This window comes from Nostoc sp. CmiVER01 (genome assembly GCF_034531135.2).
Classification (GTDB): Bacteria; Cyanobacteriota; Cyanobacteriia; order Cyanobacteriales; family Nostocaceae; genus Nostoc.
In genome coordinates, this window is the sequence record NZ_JAVRBU020000007.1 from 394862 (window position 1) to 414743 (window position 19882).

Genomic DNA, 19882 nt, shown 5'->3' on the forward strand with positions numbered 1-19882 from the left:
TGTCTCCGACGGGCTAGTTTAAGACCCCCATTGAACGAGAGTCTACTGGCTTCAAATCAGTTGGAGTCGAATCTCCATCTGCAAAGCTCCTCCAGCATAGCTGCCTGCTGTCTCTTGCCTCCTTCAAAGGGCAGTTTCGATACGATTCAAAAATTCGCTCAAGACTTGCAAAAATCTTTCTGTCTCTTCTAGATGAGGCATGTGTGAACTGTTTTCAAATAGTACCCACTCGGAGCCAGAAATACCCCGATGAACTGTTTCGACACAAGTGGGTGTAACTTCATCGTAGCGACCTGAGAGCAGCAGTGTAGGCACAATAATTTCACTTAGACGATCTTCAATATTCCAGTCGATAATTTTGCCAGCACCTCGAAACTCTGTACCGACTTTGCTGTAAGCACTAGTCAAGCAGCTAGGCCAAGGGTCTATTCGGCAAAGAAAAGAATGATTGAACACCTCCATTGCCTGTTTGTATTCGGGGTCTTGAGTGCTACCATCAGCTTCATGCTTACGAATGATCTGTTGTACTTCGATTGGTAGCTCATTCATTAGGCTATAAGCTTCAGTTACAAATTGTTGAATGCTAGAAGGCGTGCTAGCGAGAATCAGACTAACTAATCCAGTGGGTTGAGAAAGGGCATGTTCGAGTGCTAAACAACCACCCCATGATTGCCCAAAAAGATGAATTTGGTCTAAATCTAAGGCGCGGCGGATGGCGAAGAGTTCTTCTTTGAATAAATCAATGGAATACAATTTTGGATCTGTAGGGCGATCGCTATTACCACACCCTAATTGATCGTAAAAAATCACTCTACGTCCGGTTGTGGCGATCGCTTCTAATGGTTCTAAATAGTCATGGGGTACTCCTGGCCCTCCGTGAACACATAGCAGTGGTAGCTTTTTAGAATCTTCTTGGTCTGGTTTAACAATCCGATACCATACCTGATGACCATGAAACGAGATAGAGTCTTCAACCGCAGAAATTGTCATCATGGAGTTAATATTTTTACTTTTTAAACAAGTATACGTAATTACTCCATTGTTTTAACCTGCTGATTAGCTTCTTTTTGTGCTTGTACCATCGCCTGCTTTAATGATTGTTGTCCCAATAAGGCGCTGACAAATTGGTTATCAAAGTTATTGACGATCGCAGATGAATACTGACCTACTTGCCACGGTGTAGCATAATCAACACCCGCTACTAATGGCGATCGCATCTGGTCTTGATCGTAGCCCAAATTCTTTGCTACTGATTTACGTGTTGGCAAAGCAAACCCTGTTTTTGTCCATTTTTGCATCCCTTCTTTACCCGTGAGATACTCAATCAACTCCCAGGCTTCGGTTTTATGCTGTGTAAGATGATTCATCACATAGGCAACTGTAAAAACCATCGTGCCTTTTTTGCCATTAATAGTAGGCACTGGTGCGGTAGCAAACTCTACTTGGGGAAAGGTTTCAGTTAAATAGGGAATTGCCCAATTTCCCTCAATCACCATTGCCACTTTACTTTGACCAAACATTTCACTACCTGAGTTTGTCCCTACATCAGATTTTTGAGCAGAGGAACGGTCTTTTTGATACTGGTCTACCACTAACTCTAAACCCTGTAAACCTGCTGCACTGGCAAAGGTAGCATAACCATTTTGATCAACGAGTTGTCCCCCAAAAGCTTTAATTTTATAAGCCTGACGCGCTAATTCTGGAATTTCTCCAAAGCCGTATTTGTTAAGTTTGCCTGTCAATTGTTTTGAGTAGTTACGTAATTCACCCCAAGTAGCTGGTGGACTACTCAAGCCTGCGACAGCGAAGGCTTTTTTGTTATAAAACAGAGCAAGGGTAAAATAATCTTTGGGTAGTCCATAAATTTGATTCTTGTATTTGAAACTATCGAGTAGGGTATCTTCAAAATCCGATAGGTCAAATTTGGGGGTAATGTAAGCATCTAAGGGTTGCAGGACATTTTGACTCATTAAAAAAGGAGCTTCCAGCGCATCTAGATAAAAGACATCTGGCGCGGCTTCCCCAACCAGACGAGTTTTAATTACATCCATATATTGGTCGGAGATTACTTCATATTTGACCTTAATAGTTGGATGTTGGGCTTCAAAGTCTTGCAGTACTTGCTTTAAGAGTTTTTGTTCAACAGGAGAGCCTCCCCAACCACTGAGTTTAATGGTGACTGCGGTAGATGCTAGCGGTTTCCTTGGTAATTGTAGGCTTTGACAAGCAATAATAGCGATCGCGATCGCCATTACCAGTCCCAAAAAATTAAACAACCTTTTTTTGATCACAAGACAGCCAATAGTCTCTTTTTTCTTAACTTATACCTTCTGTTGCTAAAGAGTGATATCAATACTTGTCGGTTAAGGGGAAAAGGGGAAGGGGAAAGAAAAAACCTTTAACCTTTACCCTTTAACCTTTTCCCCAAACCCAATGCCGAATTGAAAATGCACAAAGCGTGCAGTATTGAGAGTGATATTTACTTAAGGACTGACAAAAAATAAAATTAGCTTTTGCCGCAGAAATTTCAAATGATTCATTACTGAAGGCAAGTGATACACATTACTAACAAGATTCCCGGCTTCTCTAAGAAGTCGGGAATCAGAGCATTTCGATTACTCTTTTGCAAACCCAATCAATCATCAGTTGGATCATCGATCATTTCTGGTACTAAAGCTGGGTTACTTTTACGTTCTTCTGGTGATTGCTCCCGAATAACATCGTCTATTCTGGCCGGGTGTTTGATTTTGTCTAGTACCTCTGGATCTAGTTGCGATGGATCGCCTTCTGGACTAGACTTTTCAGCTTGACTAGGAACTGTTTCCTTATTCATCACTATTTCCCCAAACTTATACGCCAAGCTTAAGTTCTTTTGTAGTCAGCTTCACACTATCTGGAGACTTAATTTCACACAGCAATAAGTGAAAAAAGCGATAGCCCCTTGTAGACCAAAGATGATTCACTAAACTAAATAGCCTCTACTATAAAAAACATAAATATTCTGTATTCTCTGTTTCATAAGTAGGAAATAAGCAGTGTTACCAAAAAAGCCTCCCGCTAGCAATCAAACTCAACGCTGGACATTTGCTCAACTTTTTGGACTGGTAAAACGTAATCCCTTGATGATTTCGCGGTGGGTGATCTGCTGGGTTGTTGTAGGTATTGCTGGTGGTCTATTTGCTGCGTTGTACTGGAATGTTTTAGAACTTTTAACTCACCAGTTGCAAAAAGTTGAGGGTTTTAGCCTTCTGATAGTAATGCCACTAGCTGGTTTAGTTATCGGGCTGGTGATTCATTTTTTAGGAAATCCCGGTGAAATCGCCGTGATTGTTGATAATATCCATTTTCGTGGCGGACGCCTAGATCCTCGTAAGAATCCCTCAATGATTCTTGCTTCTCTAATCAGCATATCGGCAGGCGGTAGTGCTGGCCCTGAAGCACCACTGGTACAGGTAACAGGTTCTTTTGGTACTTGGGTTGCCGATCGCCTAAAACTCCAGGGTGAAGACCTTAGAACCATGAGTTTAGCGGCGATGGCGGCTGGCTTCACTGCCTTGTTTGGCGCACCTCTTGGCGGTGCAATGTTCGCCCTAGAGATTTTACACCATCAGCATATTGTGGAATATTACGAAGCCTTGATGCCAGCCATTGTTTCAAGTTGTGCTAGTTATTTGGTATTTGCAGCAATTACACATTTAGGAATTGCGCCGACTTGGCAGTTTCCCCAGTACCACCTAGACAATATTGATGATTTTGCGATCGCTATCATGTTCGGCATCATCGGGGCGGTGGTAGGATGGATTTTCATGGGCATTTTTCGGAGCTGCGATTATTTGTTTGCCCGAATTCCCGGCCCCATTTATGTACACACAACACTAGCAGGGTTCGGGCTTGGCACTTTAGCAGCTTTATTACCCCTAACCCGTTATTTTGGACATGAAGAATTAGAGTCAGTCCTCAATACTAACTTTCCTGCTATTTTTCTCCTAATTCTTGCTCTTGGTAAAATCGCTGCCATTAGCATTACAGTAACAGGTGGGTGGCGCGGTGGATTCATCATCCCTTTGTTTTTCACTGGTGCTTGTATTGGTAAAGCAGTAGCAGTTTTAATTCCGGGGATTAATCCGTCCCTTGCAATGATTTGTACAATGGCGGCTATCAATGCAGCTGTAACGCGTACACCCATAAGTACGACTTTGTTACTATCAAAACTAGCTAATTTGAGTCCTTTTACACCAATTCTTTTTGCCAGTTTGATTGGGTTTTTTCTTGCGCCCAAAGTTCCCCTAATTGCAGCTCAATTGAAGTCCCAGAGAGAAGCTACTGAATGAAAGAGTAGCCAGTAGTCTAGTCAGGGAAGCTTAAAAGGTAAAGGAACGAACCGCAAAGGACGCAAAGAGCGCAAAGGAAGAAGGGAAGTTGATGAGTAAGTTCGTAGTAAGGACTTTAGTCCTAATTTTCTAAGCACTAAAGTGCTTACTACAAACCTTCAAAACTAGCTAAGTATTGGGTTAATTTAGGTACAATTATTGTTCATTAGCCACCAAGAGCGCAAATGTGCGATCGCTTCTTCTTTTTGTTTGGCTTCGACTTCGATCCACGGTGCTTGATGGTAGACGTTGGGCATATCGGTAATCAAGTTGCTGTGTTTTCTGTCATTGAAAGCTTGCTCACCGTTAGAAATATGGACTAATTGCCAATCTGGATTTGTCCAAGTTTCTCGCGCTGCATAAAACATGGATGCTACGCTTGGATGATCGTAGCTATCTAAATTTTCGTGGCAAATATGGTGATGGGCATCAAATACCATCGGTACGCCAGCTTGCTGACATACTGCTAAGATTTCGTCGGCGCTATAAGCGTATTCATCGTTTTCTAGCGTCAAGCGGCTTTTGATGTTTTCTGGTAGCTCGGAAATTACTTTTACTAGTTGTTCAGGACGTTGAGATTTGCCACCATGAATATTCATCAATGACCAAGGCGATCGCGGTAAGCCTAGTAAGTCAAATATACGTGCATGCCATGCTAAATTATTGATGCTTGCTTGTACCACTTCGGGAGAATCAGAACTCAGCACTACATATTGATCTGGATGCAACACCACTCTTATGTTTAATGCATTTGCTCGTTCACCGATTGTTGCTAAATCAGCCCTCATTGTTTCTAATATATTTGCGCCGATTTCGTCCTCTAAGTCACTTAGAGGGAATATTGCTGAAGACATCCGGTAAAGCTGAATTTGATTCTGTTCACAAAAGGAAAGGGCGTCATGCAAACGCTGTAAGTTATGCCGATACAGTTCACTTAGAGCAATTTTGCGATCGCTTTGGGAAAGTTTTAAGTATCGGGTGCGTGTCATTGTCCGAAAGCGCACTTGTTTGTCAGAAGTGATACAAACTAGCCCTAAATGAGGCAGTGTACTTTTATGACACTGCTGTGCATTAGGTAAATTTGGAAACTCGATTACGGTCATTAACTAATACTAACTGTTGCCTGTTTTGAGCCATTTTTTGATTTAAACAAGTTTTACCATTAGCTCACAAGTACCTAAAGAATGAAGTCTTAAGGCTTAGAGGATGTTTGAAAAGTTATAAGGGGTAAAATTTTATGCCAATCGTCTCGCCATAATTATTGCATTTATTAGACCACGCTTTATCCAGCGAATTGATGGTAGCGCCTACGCACGATAAAACTGGCTCCAATCAGACCTATGCTAATCAGTGGCATCATAGTTTTTGGTTCTGGAACTTCTTGGGGAACTTCGATAGAACCGCTTACTAAAGCCTGACCCTTTAAGGTAGTAGTTGAGTCCAGGTTAACTATGTCTTCTTCAGAGAATAATAGTGTGCTTGTAGCATTTTTGAATATACCTTCACCATCGGTGATATTTACGACGCCAGAGCCTTTCGCTGTTAGATTTCCAAAATTCACTGAAGCACTAGCATCACTTGTTCCAAATAACTTGTTAATATTACTACCAAATACAATATATCCCTGTGGGAAACCTTGGACGCCGAATACCTCTGGATTGTTATTAAAAGTCAGATTTCCATTGGCATCAAGCACGGAATATGTTAAACCCTCATATAGTCCTAAATCATACGGGGCATCATCACTCAAACCTACCTCAAATACCTGTGAAATGTTGCCTGAGATCGGCTTAATGTTAACTGTTGTGCGATAGTTGCCAGTAAATGGATATATGGTTTGTGCTGTAGCTCTCATTGCATCTGAGCTTATGCTAGTGAAAGTGAGAACTAATGGAACTAGCCACACCTGAAGTGAGCGAAGTATCATTTCAAACTTCTAACCTCAAAAACTATTGATTTTGACAATAAGTCGAATATTTAATTTTCGGAAATATGCGACTTTTACAAAAGTCTTTCAATTTGGGTCAATTGTGTAAATTGTTGTCTACAGGGGACAATCTAAAGATTTTGAAATTAAAAAATTAATATCAATTGACCCTACGGGATTAAAGGTTAGAGAATTTAAAGTGCAGTTGCAATGAATAATCTTTTGATCAACTTGTCAATTTTTTATTAGTTACTAGACTGCCTTTCTAGGGAATTTAAGAATCCCACAGGTTTATTTAAGATGCTAGAAAATTAATGCCCATGACTAATGACTCGAATAAATTTTCTAACATTCTGACCGGAGGCGGAGCGTCTTTGGCTTTGCTCCTGAATTCTGACTCCTAAATTCTTGCTAGAAATTACCTTATGTGTTCCTACGCAAATAAGAGGTAGTAATGATGTTAACCGCTCAATAATCCGGGGTAAATCGCTCAGTAACAAGGCTCAAATGGCGTAAACTCGTTCCTGAACTGGTAGTTCGCCCCGATTTATTGAGCGGATAGTAATGATGGACGAGCAGAATAATCAAAATCATCGTTCACAAAGTCGTTACTGACCGTCCCGCACACAGGGAACCACCAGTTTAAAAACGTTGCCCCAAAGCTTACCCCTTCATGACGAAACCTCGACAAGAATTACGTAAACAGCTGCAAACTTCTTAATTGGCAGCTGTTTCCGGTTTTCTTAGTACTATTTGTCTTTAGACTACAGTAACTCCTAGCGTATAAGAACCAGGATTAAAAAAGCCAGAACTGAAAGTCCCGCCATTTTGCGGGAAGTAATCATAATCACTTACTGAAATGGAGTAAGTACCTGCCCCTAGTGAAGCAGTGATTGATTGAGAAGTACTCGAACTCTGTAAGTTCCCAGCACTATTAAATAGGCCGAGAACTGGAAAGTTACCACTGTAATTCGGCGTACTAATAGTCACAGTTCCTGGGTTAGCTAAAGAAAATGTGAAAAAGTCGAAATCAGGATTGTTCCCTGGAAGTCTTGCCAGTTGAGCAGAGGTATTAACTTCTGAACCTGATGTTAAAGTACCTAGCTTCTCAGCAGTGGCTAGTGTATTGTTTGTCCCTTGTCCAGCATCTTCTTTCTCGTAGAACAGGAAGTTGTCACTATCAAGCTTCAGAGGCGATGCTTGCACAACACCAATGAGTTCATCTAGCTCTCCCCCTGATTTGCCTAGAAATACCCTTGTATCGGCTCCCACAGTCTCCAAGCGATAGTCTGCCAGCGTTCCTTTGAGCTGGATTGTATCTTCGTTGGAGTTGAAGCCACTGATGGTAGCGTAATCTGCAAAACCACTACTTCCACTCTTGTTATCGTCATAGAAGACATTAGTAGCATCTCCAAGTAAGAACTTATCTTCCCCAGGCCCTCCAGTTAGGGTATCAACCTCCCCTAATCCAGGAGAATCAGAACCGTTAGTATCAACGCCTATGAAGACATCATTTCCAGGCCCCCCAAGGAGGTTGTCATTGCCGAACCCGCCATTAAGGGTGTCATCGCCTTCCCCTCCTTCGATTTGGTCATTGCCAGCTCCGCCAAACAGGCTGTCATTCCCATCTTCGCCCAAGACAAGATCATTACCTTCCTGACCATCAAGAAAGTCATTGCTATCCCCACCAAGCAAGGTGTCATTGCCGCCTCTGCCAAAGAGGGTATCACTGCTGCCTCCTCCAATCAGGGAGTCGTTAAAACTAGAACCAAAGACTTGCTCGATATTTAACAGGTCATCATTCCCATCTCCCCCACTGGCACTTCCAGTGCCAAGGTCAACGGTGACTCCGGCAGTGGCATTTAAATAATCAGCAGTATCAACGCCATCTCCACCAAAGAGTTGGTCATCCCCACCTCCACCAAGGAGAATGTCATTGTCACTTCCACCAAGCAGAATGTCATTGCCGCTACCGCCTAGCAGGGTATCATTGCCTTCTCTACTAATGAGAGTGTCATTCCCGTCCTCACCAAGGAGAATGTCATTGCCAAGCCCACCAAGCAGGATGTCAGTGCCGCTACCGCCAAGCAGGGAGTCATTGCCGTTCCCGCCATTGATAAAGTCGTCGTTAGTCCCGCCAAGGAGGGTGTCATTGCCGTTATCGCCAAAGAGGCGGTCATTACCAGCCCCACCATTGACAGAGTCATTCCCGTCCCCACCACTGAGGAAGAAGTCATTGCCAGCTCCGCCCAAGAGGGTGTCATTGAATCGAGAACCAACGACTCTTTCAATCTCCAACAGGACATCATTCCTGCCCTCCCCAGTAACAGTTCCAGTGGCAAGGTTGATTGTGACTCCGGCAGTGGCATTTAAATAATCAACAGTATCAACGCCATCTCCACCCAAGAGTCGGTTATTGCCAGTCCCACCACGCAAGGTGTCATCGCCCAACCCACCACGGACAATATCGTTGCCTTCCTCGCCATCAAGCAGGTCATTGCCAACTCCACCATCAAGCAGGTCATTGCCACCTCTACCAAAGAGGGTGTCATTACCGCGCCCGCCAGTTAGGGAATCGTTGAAACCAGAACCAAAGACTTGTTCGATATTAAATAGGACATCATTCCCAGCCCCTCCACTGGCGGTTCCAGTCGCTAGGTTGACGGTAACACCGGCAGTGCTATTTGAATAGTCAGCAATATCATTGCCAGTCCCACCAAAGATTTGGTCATCCCCGTCCCCTGCTTCGAGTTGGTCATTGCCAGCCCCGCCAAGGAGGATATCATTGCCCAACCCGCCAAGGAGGATATCATTGCCAGCCTCGCCATCAAGCTGGTCATTGCCAGCCCCGCCATTGAGCGTGTCAACCCCTTCTCCGCCAAAGAGTTGGTCTTTACCGTCTTCTCCAGAGAGTCGGTCATTTCCGTCCCCGCCTTCGAGAAGGTCATTGCCAGACCCAGCAAGGAAAGCATCATTACCGAACCCACCAAGCAGGGTGTCGTCACCGGCTCTACCAAGGAGTTGATCGTTCCCCTCCTCGCCATCGAGAAGGTCATTGCCAGGTCCACCAAGGAGGATATCATCGCCTAACCCACCAAGCAGGGTGTTCTCGCCGCCCTCACCATTGAGAAGGTCATTGCCGTCCTCGCCATTAAGCGAGTCATTGCCAGCCCCACCCAAGAGGTCATCATTGCCGCTCCGACCAAAGAGGTTATCATCACCGCCCAGACCAAGAATAGCGTCATTGTCAAATGTGCCAATTAGAGTGTTATTGTTGTTGTCTCCAATAATGTCTGCCATATCAATCCTCTCGGTTATAAGTTTGATTCAGAGATATCCGCTGGCAGAGGTGTCATTTATGAGTAGCCCTGCCACCGGGGAGAAACCCTAGATGGGTAGTTAAAAAAATGCAGCATCTACTTAGACTAGTTTCGTAACCGCTCAATAATTCGGGGTAAATCGTTCAGTGACAAGGCAGGCTCAAATGGCGTAAACTCGTTACTGAACTAGTAGTTCGCCCCGATTTATTGAGCGGATACGTGGTTTTTTGGTCTAGACACTGCCTAAATAGCCATCACTAGCATAGGGCAAACGCATCTTATTTGCTAGTAAAAACTATGGAGACCTGGAAGTATAATTAGTTTTTTGAAGTGACGTCGTAGATGAGCCAAACATTTCTGTTGGTCGGCCACTGCACAACCATTGTAAACACTAAAGTCTAGTTCTTGAGGCAGGCTTTGGTTCATATTTGTGATACTCCCCCCCAAGTGTCCCTTTTATCAATAGACTTCTTGCATAAGTCGGGAACTGGGGTTGGGGGAAGGGGAAAAAGTTCTGTATCGTCCTTTTCCCCTTTAACCTTTACCCTTTTCCCTTTCTTGCAAAAAGCACTTTTGCAAGAGGTCTAATACTCTGCTACCTGAATCCTTACCTTTCTTGGGCATATATCGTGAGGATAATAGTGAAATCTTTTGTCTTTACCTATGTAGTCGCTGATGCCATTGCCAAGCATGGGTGAGGATTTCCTTAACATTGGGATATTGGGGATGCCAACCCAAAACTTTAGTTGCTTTGTCACTGCTACCAACTAAAATAGGAGGGTCGCCTGGTCTGCGATCGCGTTCCTCTATTTTGATTTCTTTACCTGTTACTTATTGAGCAGTTTCTATCACTTCTCCCACTGAAAAACCACTACCATTTCCAAGATTAAATACTTCACTTTCTCCGCTTTTGAGCAGATATTCTAAACCCAAAATATGAGCTTGCGCTAAATCATTTACATGAATATAATCCTGGATACAAGTACCGTCTGGGGTAGGATAATCAGTGCCAAAAATAAAGATAGATTCGCGTTTACCCAATGCGGCTAATAGTACTAAGGGATTGGGGAATGGGGACTGGGGAAGAAATATTTTCATTCCTTCGTTGTGAACCGTGTTCATGGAGTCTCTTGCAAAAGTGGAGAAAAGGTTAAGGGGTGAATGGCACTAAGAAAAGCCGAAACGCTTGTGGATTAAGCAGTTTGCAACTGCTTTTGTAATTCGTGCCGGGGTTTGGTCATTAAGGGATAAGCTTTCGGGCGACGTTTACGGACTCGTGGTTCACTTCTACCGGGGCGATCGCTCACAGCTTTGTGAGCAATAACTTTTAGCAAAGTGCGATAAAATTGGTGACGTTTTTGAGAAGTTGCTGCTAATAATTTGGGAATAAAGTTAATTAAGTGGTGGCGAGTACCTTGTAGTGATAGGCGATTTGGAGGAGTATTGTAAATAGTCCCAGCCGACCAAATTAAGCTCCGAAGTAAATTGTAAGCCAGTAATTGAAGAAGAATCCAGGAGTCAGAATTCAGGAGTCAGAATCAATCAGTCGGGGATTCAGACCCGCGACTGATTGAAGACCACTAAATTTTCAATTTAGTGGGGGGTCTTAAACCCGATTATTCATCCGCCAGTCATACAGAATTCATTCTGAATTCTGACTCCTGACTCCTGAATTCTGTTCGATAAACATGAATTTCTTTGCGGATCATTGGAGGAGTTTTACATCGTAAAATATCCATACCCAAGGTAGTTTTTATATGTCTCAAATCCAATTCAACATCCCAACGTTTACCGTAAAGTCCAACAATTTCAAGAGTAGAATAAGAAGATTTATCTAAAAGAGTAGTAATTAAGCTGACTTGTTGAGTGCGAAAACCAGGAATAAGAATGTAGTAGTAAATTTCTCTTACAGTTATGCTAGAAGGTAGAGCATCAAAATCATCCTTGCTCAATCCTTGTGGGCATTGTTTAGGTTTATACCAAGTAACTAATTTGTCGCAATCCCCAACAATTTTGCCTTTTCGTATGGTTGTTGTCCGAGATTGATGCTTGCGGAATACCGCATCACAACCGAGTTGTGTAATAGAAACCATGTCAGCATAAGCGCAAAAAGCTCTATCACCTAAAAGAACTTGAACAGGGTGTAGGGTGTGGGGTGTGGGGTGTAGTGAAGACGGTGTTGGCAGAGGATTCAGACCTCTCCCAACACGTTCGACCAACAAAGGGCGGGGCTTGTATCCCGACGGTTGTTGGGGCTATATATCCCCTACACCCTACACCCCACACCCCGCCCCAACGGGGCTTGGTCACTGGGTTTAAGAAAACTGTACAGTTTTCTTGCTAATTTAATATCGTGAGTGTTCAGGACATCGATGCATAAAGCAACGGCGGCTCCTGTAACTAAACTGAATATCACACCAATTTTTGCAATTGGAAATCCACATCCAGCTTTTTGAGTACTTGGCTGAGGATACTCCTTCTGGTTCTCTACAGTGTCCGGCATAGAGACAGTTGACCCATCTATTACTTTCACATTCCGTCCACACCATAAATGTTCTTGAGTTACTCTTTCTTCTAAATTATGTGCAGAATAATTGAAAAGCTTCTCTAGTAATTTTTCTGGTAATCTTGCTCGTGCTTGACAGTATGCACTTGTATCTGTTGACGGAATTTCTACTTCTGATTCTGCCAGATGTGCAATTATTTTACTTACAGTATTGTGGCAAGTTTTATCCGTATCTAAAACCTGCGATAAAAACGCCCACAACGTTATAAATGGGTCAAATAATCGCTTTTTATATTTGATTTTTAGCTCAGATATTGCAAGTCTGATCACCGATTCCGGTAATAGTTCTTTGAAAGCTAAACCTAAACTTTGGTTAAATTTATCCTTGAGGATTTGTACTCTTAGTGTCACAGTAGTGTTTATGATGTTGGCTTATTCGTCTCAAAAAAGTATTTCACGGACGAGTAAGCTTTTTCTACCGACAAAAATTTTTTAGGCAACTGTGCATCATCTCTTCATCAGCGTTCGTCGTTGACGTTGCCGTTCGCGCAGCGTCAAGGACAGGAGAAGGCATCGCAGCTACTTGTGCCATTAATTACTGCGCTCTCTGGCATTAAAAGCTGTAACCCTTATTCTGCATACCTTAGAGCTTTTCTTAGTGCCATTCGGTTAAGGGGTAAAGAGGAAAGGTTTAAATCCCTTACCCTTTAACCTTTCCCCTTTCCTCAACCCTCACCTAACAATTTTGGGTTTTCAGACAACTAGATTCTTTCTTCCAAGTAGCGAGAAATTGCATTGTCAAGGGATGGCATAAATTCACCCCGGCTGCTACCAAGAACGCTGTAAGTTGGGCGAGGAGCAGTTAAACCAAGCTCTTCTGTGGGTACAGAAATCAGATTGGTAACACTGACTCCAGCTTGTTTAGCCGCTAACCGCGCGAAATCAGCCCAGGCGATCGCACTCTTATTCGCCAAATGCCACAGCCCACATTCACCGTCAATTAATAAATCTAGGCTGGCATGAACTAAATCTGGTACATAAGTAGGTGAAACAATTCCATCCTCTGCGGCAATGAAATTATTACCAGCACTAAGCTGACGCAGAGCGATCGTGACGAAATTATACTCATCCCACGGCCCAAAAAATGCACTGGTGCGAATTACCAGCGATGCAGGATAAGCCTGCAATACCAGCTTTTCTGCCAAAACTTTGCTACACCCATACACATTAAGAGGGGCAACGGTATCAGTTTCGACATAAGGATTAGATACAGCACCGTCAAATACCAAATCTGAGGAGAAAGTTAATAGCGGTATGTTATGTTGAGCGCAAGCAGCAGCTAGAATCGCTGGGCCTTCGGCGTTCACCTGTAAGCAAACATGGGGTTCATTTTCGGCATCGTCCACCCGCACGTATCCGGCAGCGTTCACAACCGCCCACGGCTTAAACTGGGTAAGTGCCGCATCCACAGAGGCAGGATCGGTAATATCCATTTCTTGGCGTGTCAGCAGCTGATATGAAATTCCGCGCACTTCGCACAAGCGAGCAAAAGCCTTTCCAAGAGTTCCTCTAGCACCGACGATCGCCAGGGGACGAAGGGAGGCAAGGGGCATTAAGGAAGTTTTTTTCCTTGCTTCTTTGATCATTGCACTGCAACTTAGTGCAGGGTATAACAGGCGCTCTTGTCGATGCCACCAGCCTGGAGTTTCAAGTAGCGGGTGATTTAGTTGATGCCCATTTGCTAGATTCTGCACCATTTTAGCGATCGCTGTCGGTCGAGGATGTGGCGATTCTCCTCTGGAGACGCTACGCGAACGCAAATCAAATACACCTGGCTCGTAATAGCCGTTAGCTTTTGTAACTAAACTATTCCAATCGTAGCTGCCAAGGAGCGCCCAAACAGTGACAGCGCGGATATCTACACCCTCAGCTTGTAATTCTTTCGCTGCATTCCACACCTCATAAAGCCAGCGTAGCTGCTCCTCACGGGTGCAGCTAATATGAGCTTCGGTGACAGCAAGAGGCAGGCGATAGCGTTCCCATGCCTCTAATAACAATGTACGTGGGCCTGCCAAACCCTCAGCACAAACTCGCACCGCCTCTACATCGGCATACTTGTCATGTCCGTTACCACCATGCGTCCAAGCTGGATAATTTTCTGTATGCTCATCCAAAAAGCGTTCGCTAGTTAAATAATGGTTAATTCCAATGATGTCAGGGGGGCAGGTATTTTGCAAAAATGTCTCAAGTTCAGCCTCATCAATACCACAATTCTTTAAGTAACCCCACATTGAATGAGTTGGGTTAATACGGCCGCACAATAAATCAAGGCTCAACCAACGGCGATCGTTCTCAAATTCTGCTTGATATTCTAATTTAGGTGTACTGTAAGTCTTACCTAAATCCTCAGTTTGCACTAATTGAGCGCCAGGGTTGACTTCTCGGATTGCCTTCATTGCCAAGGCTACTGCGCGACACTCTCCCAACAAAGCACGGGCAAAAGTTAAATCATCCCGCCCGTGAGGATACCAGTGACCATACATTCCACTGAATCGCGCCGTTGTCAGTGGCTCGTTTACAGGTGTGTAATGTGTTACCCAAGGATAGCGATCGGCAACCGCACGGGCAAACACTGCTAGTTTCTCTGGAAATTCTGGGTCTACCAAACTTGTATCTCGTGGGCCACTACCATGATGCACTAATCCCACAATCGGAAGGATGCCGAGTTCGCGCAAGCGCCCCAGTCTTTCATCCGCCCACGACCAATCGGCAGTTTCTAGCCCATTAGGTGCTATCTTCTCCCACAATACAGGGTAGCGGATAGCTTTTATCCCTAGTTCTGCAAATAAATCTAAATCATTTAAGCGCGTTGCATGACCGTTGCGTTCCAACTGGTCTAAATATTCATCACCCACGCGATTAACTGTACACTCTACACCAGCCCACACTTCCAAGGGGAGTTGTGAATTATTCTCTCTCAAGACGTTATTAATCGCGTCTTCACTTGAGTTAAAGACAAAAGTCATAATTTACACAACTAAAACTTGTATTAATTTTTTAAATTTCCGTGTTTTGATCCCTGCTAGGACTTACACAGAATATCTTTCAAACTCTGATTTATTCGTATTTTCTGCATCTCTGCGGTAGCTTGCAGCAAGCTGCGTTGCGTCTAGATTAAATAACGAACCGCAGAGACACAGAGAGAAAGATTCTAAAACTTGGTTTACTTAAGCATTGTTGACTTCACAGACAACTGGCAGTTTCTCCGGCTTTGTTCCTGAATTCTTTCTTCAGTAAAGAGTAGTATGGACAGGATAATGCCCATACTGCAAACATCAACAACAAATTCAAGCTTTAACCGCTATTTGTTTGTATGTTGCTAAAGCCTGCGCCACACAATGATCCATGTTGAGATACTTGTATGTAGCTAGCCGTCCCACAAAATGCACACCTGGTGTTGACTCAGCCAAAGCTTTGTATTGTTTGTAAATTTCCTGATTTTCAGGACGTGGCACTGGATAATAGGGGTCGCCCTCTGCTTTGGGAAACTCGTAAACAATACTAGTTTTGGAGTGTTCCTGTCCGGTTAGGTACTTAAATTCGGTAATACGGGTATACAGTTGTTCGTTGGGATAATTAATTACTGGCGCTGACTGAAACACAGGGGTATGATGCGTTTCGTGTTTGAAATCCAATGAGCGATAGGGTAGTTTACCGTAGCGACAATCAAAAAACTCATCAACTGGCCCAGTGTAAACCATCTCGCGGCAAGGTATAGCTTTCTCGATTTCGCGGTAATCGGTGTTGAGCATTACCTTAATGTTTGGATGATTTAACATATTCTCAAACATTCGAGTGAAGCCGTGCAGTGGCATTGCTTGGTAACTATCTGTGAAATATCGGCTGTCGCGGTTGGTACGGGTGGGAATTCGGGCAATTACTGTTTTGTCAAGTTCTGAAGGATCGAGTCCCCATTGTTTGCGAGTATAGTTTTTGAAGAACTTTTCGTAAAGGACTTGACCAACTTTACTAATTACTACATCTTCAGAAGTACGGATGTGTTCTCTCGGTTCTGCAACTGACTGAAAAAATTCTTCCGCCTGGAATGAATTGAGGTTCATTCCATAGAGTTTGTTGATAGTGTCAAGGTTAATGGGGATGGGAACGAGTTGTCCATCTACGCTGGCTAGAACGTGATGCTCGTAAGAACGCCAGGGAGTGAACTGTGAAAGGTATTCAAATACTTCACGGGAACTGGTATGAAAGATATGAGGGCCGTATTTATGTACGAGAATCCCATGGTCGTCGTAATGATCGTAAGCATTGCCGCCGATGTGGTTGCGCTTGTCTATAACCAATACTTTTTTACCAGAATTTCTCGCCAATCGTTCAGCAATAACGCTACCAGAGAAGCCTGCACCAACAACTAAATAATCAAATATAAAGTCTCTGGTAATGATGCTTGGTGCTTCTGGGATATTTGTTGAGATGGGAGATTTCCCATTTTTACCATTAGTTGTGGTATCTGGTGTGGTTGCGAAGTTCTTAAAGAGCGGCTGCGCCAACGCAGATTCTATCAACTGCATCATCGATCCCCAAGTCCGATCCCAAGAAATCTGCTCTAAGAATGCATCTACTCGACTCAACCATCCTGATGTTGGAGTATCTTCTTGCAATGCCTGTTCTGCTGCGGCGACAAACCCTTGAGCAGTGTCTGCAATTCGTACTAGCTTCAAGTCTCCATAAGGACGCACCACATCTCGAATTGAGGTAGAGACCACAGGTTTACCTGCGGCTAAATACTCTGGTGTTTTAGTCGGGCTAATAAAACGTGTTGACTCGTTTCGCGCAAACGGCAACATTGCCAAATCCCAACCCCCTAGATATGCAGGCAAGTCTTTATAGTCTTTACTACCGAGGTAATGAATATTTTCATGCTGTGGCAGAGTTGCTGGGTCAATTTTCACAACTGGCCCAATTATCACTAGATGCCAATCAGGACGAGCTTCGGCAATTCCAGCTAATAATTCAATATCCATTCGCTCATCAATTACACCATAAAAGCCAAGGCGCGGATGAGGAATATTTGCTTGATCTGCTGGTTCTTCTTTAACGCTTCTTCCTTGTCTAAAGTGGGGTACATCTACGCTACTAGGAAAGGCATAAACGTTTGGATGCTGGTTTACTTTACTTTCATAAAGGCTTTGCCCGCCTGTAAATACTAGATTTGCCTGACGAAATAGTTCTGCCTCATACTTCTTTAAAGTAGGGGATGCTCCTTTAAAAGCAGACAATTCATCCATGCAATCATAGATAATAGCTTCAGGTTTTAAATGGCCTGCCCATGCGATCGCCATTGGCGTATAGTACCAACAAATGTACTTAGAGATATTATGTTCTGCAAATAACCCATCAAGCAATACTTTTATATCTGCGTTTATTGCTTCTTCATTTAAACCTTCTGGTAAATATGGAACGACAACTATCACTCCACTTTTGTCTTCACTAATGTCCAATCGTCCTAATGGTTCCCGGCTAAAAATTGGCTCTTCGATAAAGAATACTCTCTTTTTTTGAGCGCAGCGACTTAAAAGATGTTGTGGTCTTTGATAAACAAAATTCCAGCGCAAATGAGATAAGCAAACTATATCAGGCGTATCGGTAAAAGCTTTTGTTGAGCGAGAGTTTTTGTTGAATGAGGATAAATTTATTGATGTCCCTAGCGATTGCGATTTCGCTATCTCCGGTGATTTTGCTTCATTTACCGTTGGCGACACACTATGGCTCACACCGTTATTTTGTACTTGCACTTTATTGCTTGACATAGATTATTAACTCAACTTGCAGAATATTGGACTAACAAGTTCTGTTTTTCGTAAAGAATTAGTTTTATTATTCGCTTTTTTTAATTACATATTCATCTATCTAAATATAGTAATTAAAAACTACTGTATTATTCTTAAGTATTAAAATTATAACGTTATTAACACTAAATTATGTATAAGAATGTGTAAAATTTAGCTAAGTATGTAATTAGATATACGCCAAAAGGCTTACATCAATATTACTTTTGTAAGTAAACATTAAAACAAAGTAAATTAAAAATATAAAAAATTTAGTTTACTCAAGTATCTACTACAAATGTTTTATAGTTACTACTCAGAAATATCTGATGATGTCTAGTTCAAAAATTATTAATATAATTCTGAAATAAAACTAGTTTAGGCAAGGCTTCCACTATATTTATACTTCAACTAATAGGACATTAATAATTCAAAATTCAAGATATTAAAATCTACATTTATCAGAAGTTTAGACTTTTTGTTGATCACCTAAACTAACTAGAATTGTACAAATTTCCGGCTTTATAGTGTAAATTTTGAGCAATTGCTCAATAATTATGGTTTATATCGTTTGGTTGGATAAAGCTGAACTAAGAAAAAATTACTTTTTATTTAGGGTGCTAAACACACCTCAAGAAAGATGGATATTTCTCGCAAGGAGAAGAGTATTGGAGACAGCGTACTTTTCCAAACATGTCAAGTTATTTGCAGAATTATTAATCTTGCCAAAGAATTTTGAGCAAATGATCTAGTGGAAATACACGCTGGTTTAGCCAAGCTTTCTTAGGAATTGATCATGATTAAACGAACCTTAGTTACTATTGCTCTCCTTGCAGTTGGATTTTTCGTCTCATTAGGATACTCAACATTATTTCCAAATATTGAGTTTGTGAATGCTCAAACAAATCGAACAACCCCAACCCAAAATACCCAAGTTAACGAGGTTGATCGGCAGTTCTTTATAGATGCAGGTCAAGCAGGCTTAGGTAACATCGCGCTGGGGCAATTAGCATTGCAGCGTTCGACTAATCCTCAAGTTAAACAATTTGCCACAGCAGAGATTCAAGAGCAAACACAGGTGAAAAATGACTTGACACGGATTGGTTCACGATTGGGTGTAACTCCTCCCACCACTCCGGCGCCAAAATTTCAAGCATCACTGGCGCGACTGTCTCAGTTAGAGGGCGATCGCTTTGGGCAAGCCTATATGGATCAGGGTGGTGTAAATGCTCATCTGGAGAACGCAGCCCTTTTCCAACGCGAAGCCGCGCTTGGGCAAAATCCCGACCTTGTAGCAGTAGCGAATCGAGGATTGCCAACCATCAGGAAGCACTTTAACACTGCCAGTGCCATCACAAAATATCAATTTGGCCAGGTTGCGCAAAGATATAATAATCTGCCTAATAATTCTGGTGCATCAGCCCCTCAAGGCAATACTTACCCTACAGCAGGAGGCGATAGCCTACCTGAGAACAATCCTTCACCTACAGGAGGAGGCACTAAGTACAGCCCACCATAAAAAAGGGTCGGAAATTATGCCGCTTTCGCATCTAGGATTTTAGTAGTATTGTCAGAATTAACAATTTCACACTTGGCAAGAATTTTTGTAGTTGATTTTTGACTCCAATTAAAAGGGTGGGCGATAACATTCCACTCATGAATAAATGCTAACAACCGTTGTGAAAGCGCTTGTTTATCAGCAAAATCTGCAATTGTGAGACGTTTACGTTGGAGAATACTAACCATTGTTCAACCTGGTTCATCCAGGAACAGTGGACAGGCGGATGATGGAAGATAAAACGTGGATTTTTGAGTAACCAAGCTTGCACTTTCTTACCTTTATGTACACTCAAATTATCCAATACCAAATGAATTGTTGTAATCGATGGTGGAACACCGTAGATGCGGAAATACTA

15 protein-coding genes and 1 pseudogene are annotated in these 19882 nt (G+C 42.8%); 2 read left to right on the forward strand and 14 right to left on the reverse strand.

What is annotated here, in order from left to right:
- Positions 1-123: 123 nt before the first annotated feature.
- The 3 genes from RMZ43_RS14465 to RMZ43_RS14475 form a co-directional block, all read right to left on the reverse strand.
- The gene (locus RMZ43_RS14465) at positions 124-993 is read right to left on the reverse strand and encodes a proline iminopeptidase-family hydrolase (protein ID WP_322656268.1); all 870 of its coding nucleotides are present in this window, start codon (positions 991-993) and stop codon (positions 124-126) included.
- Between the two features lie 38 nt (positions 994-1031).
- Entirely contained in the window at positions 1032-2252 is a 1221-nt protein-coding gene (locus RMZ43_RS14470) for an ABC transporter substrate-binding protein (protein ID WP_322656281.1), read from the reverse strand.
- Positions 2253-2635: 383 nt separating this feature from the next.
- Positions 2636-2833, reverse strand: coding sequence for a hypothetical protein (locus RMZ43_RS14475; protein WP_118166258.1), 198 nt, complete (start codon positions 2831-2833; stop codon positions 2636-2638).
- A gap of 202 nt (positions 2834-3035) precedes the next feature.
- Between RMZ43_RS14475 and RMZ43_RS14480 the strand changes: the two genes are divergently transcribed.
- Positions 3036-4331, forward strand: a complete 1296-nt coding sequence (locus RMZ43_RS14480; RefSeq protein ID WP_322656269.1) for a chloride channel protein — start codon at positions 3036-3038, stop codon at positions 4329-4331.
- A 185-nt stretch (positions 4332-4516) separates the two neighbouring features.
- Here the strand turns inward: RMZ43_RS14480 and uvsE are convergent, their stop codons facing one another.
- The 9 genes and pseudogenes from uvsE to glf form a co-directional block, all read right to left on the reverse strand.
- Positions 4517-5473, reverse strand: a complete 957-nt coding sequence (gene uvsE, locus RMZ43_RS14485) for a UV DNA damage repair endonuclease UvsE (protein WP_322656270.1) — start codon at positions 5471-5473, stop codon at positions 4517-4519.
- Between the two features lie 179 nt (positions 5474-5652).
- Positions 5653-6297 carry a hypothetical protein gene (locus RMZ43_RS14490; RefSeq protein ID WP_322656271.1) on the reverse strand — a complete coding sequence of 215 codons (645 nt, stop codon included), beginning with the start codon at positions 6295-6297 and terminating at the stop codon, positions 5653-5655.
- Between the two features lie 759 nt (positions 6298-7056).
- On the reverse strand, positions 7057-9597 hold the full coding sequence (locus RMZ43_RS14495; protein ID WP_322650838.1) for a calcium-binding protein: 2541 nt from the start codon (positions 9595-9597) through the stop codon (positions 7057-7059).
- A 677-nt stretch (positions 9598-10274) separates the two neighbouring features.
- Positions 10275-10679: pseudogene (locus RMZ43_RS14500) on the reverse strand (GDP-mannose 4,6-dehydratase); the annotation flags it as partial.
- 131 nt (positions 10680-10810) lie between these two features.
- Positions 10811-10951 carry a hypothetical protein gene (locus RMZ43_RS14505; protein WP_322656272.1) on the reverse strand — a complete coding sequence of 47 codons (141 nt, stop codon included), beginning with the start codon at positions 10949-10951 and terminating at the stop codon, positions 10811-10813.
- 297 nt (positions 10952-11248) lie between these two features.
- Positions 11249-11839 carry a transposase gene (locus tag RMZ43_RS14510; RefSeq protein ID WP_322656273.1) on the reverse strand — a complete coding sequence of 197 codons (591 nt, stop codon included), beginning with the start codon at positions 11837-11839 and terminating at the stop codon, positions 11249-11251.
- Positions 11840-11883: 44 nt separating this feature from the next.
- Positions 11884-12534 carry a hypothetical protein gene (locus RMZ43_RS14515; protein ID WP_322650840.1) on the reverse strand — a complete coding sequence of 217 codons (651 nt, stop codon included), beginning with the start codon at positions 12532-12534 and terminating at the stop codon, positions 11884-11886.
- Between the two features lie 350 nt (positions 12535-12884).
- A complete protein-coding gene (locus RMZ43_RS14520) occupies positions 12885-15149 on the reverse strand; it encodes a family 1 glycosylhydrolase (RefSeq protein ID WP_322656274.1) in 2265 nt (754 codons plus the stop codon).
- Between the two features lie 321 nt (positions 15150-15470).
- Positions 15471-17948, reverse strand: a complete 2478-nt coding sequence (glf, locus tag RMZ43_RS14525) for a UDP-galactopyranose mutase (protein ID WP_322656275.1) — start codon at positions 17946-17948, stop codon at positions 15471-15473.
- Positions 17949-18762: 814 nt separating this feature from the next.
- Between glf and RMZ43_RS14530 the strand changes: the two genes are divergently transcribed.
- Positions 18763-19485 carry a DUF4142 domain-containing protein gene (locus tag RMZ43_RS14530; protein WP_322656276.1) on the forward strand — a complete coding sequence of 241 codons (723 nt, stop codon included), beginning with the start codon at positions 18763-18765 and terminating at the stop codon, positions 19483-19485.
- A 14-nt stretch (positions 19486-19499) separates the two neighbouring features.
- On the opposite strand, the gene RMZ43_RS14535 is transcribed toward RMZ43_RS14530, so the two are convergent.
- Both RMZ43_RS14535 and RMZ43_RS14540 read right to left on the reverse strand, forming a co-directional pair.
- Positions 19500-19712 (reverse strand): hypothetical protein, encoded by a 213-nt coding sequence (locus RMZ43_RS14535; RefSeq protein WP_428850730.1) that lies wholly within the window; start codon positions 19710-19712, stop codon positions 19500-19502.
- Positions 19634-19795 carry a hypothetical protein gene (locus RMZ43_RS14540; RefSeq protein ID WP_428850729.1) on the reverse strand — a complete coding sequence of 54 codons (162 nt, stop codon included), beginning with the start codon at positions 19793-19795 and terminating at the stop codon, positions 19634-19636. The genes RMZ43_RS14535 and RMZ43_RS14540 overlap by 79 nt, the downstream gene beginning before the upstream one ends.
- Between the last annotated feature and the right edge of the window lie 87 nt (positions 19796-19882).

What these genes read in the sequence shown, in the direction of transcription:
- RMZ43_RS14475 (WP_118166258.1), bottom strand. Translation starts at nt 2,833, where the DNA reads ATGAATAAGGAAACAGTTCCTAGTCAAGCTGAAAAGTCTAGTCCAGAA.
- uvsE (WP_322656270.1), bottom strand. Translation starts at nt 5,473, where the DNA reads ATGACCGTAATCGAGTTTCCAAATTTACCTAATGCACAGCAGTGTCAT.
- RMZ43_RS14495 (WP_322650838.1), bottom strand. Translation starts at nt 9,597, where the DNA reads ATGGCAGACATTATTGGAGACAACAACAATAACACTCTAATTGGCACA.
- RMZ43_RS14490 (WP_322656271.1), bottom strand. Translation starts at nt 6,297, where the DNA reads ATGATACTTCGCTCACTTCAGGTGTGGCTAGTTCCATTAGTTCTCACT.
- RMZ43_RS14530 (WP_322656276.1), top strand. Translation starts at nt 18,763, where the DNA reads ATGATTAAACGAACCTTAGTTACTATTGCTCTCCTTGCAGTTGGATTT.
- RMZ43_RS14520 (WP_322656274.1), bottom strand. Translation starts at nt 15,149, where the DNA reads ATGACTTTTGTCTTTAACTCAAGTGAAGACGCGATTAATAACGTCTTG.
- RMZ43_RS14465 (WP_322656268.1), bottom strand. Translation starts at nt 993, where the DNA reads ATGATGACAATTTCTGCGGTTGAAGACTCTATCTCGTTTCATGGTCAT.
- RMZ43_RS14470 (WP_322656281.1), bottom strand. Translation starts at nt 2,252, where the DNA reads ATGGCGATCGCGATCGCTATTATTGCTTGTCAAAGCCTACAATTACCA.
- glf (WP_322656275.1), bottom strand. Translation starts at nt 17,948, where the DNA reads ATGTCAAGCAATAAAGTGCAAGTACAAAATAACGGTGTGAGCCATAGT.
- RMZ43_RS14535 (WP_428850730.1), bottom strand. Translation starts at nt 19,712, where the DNA reads ATGGTTAGTATTCTCCAACGTAAACGTCTCACAATTGCAGATTTTGCT.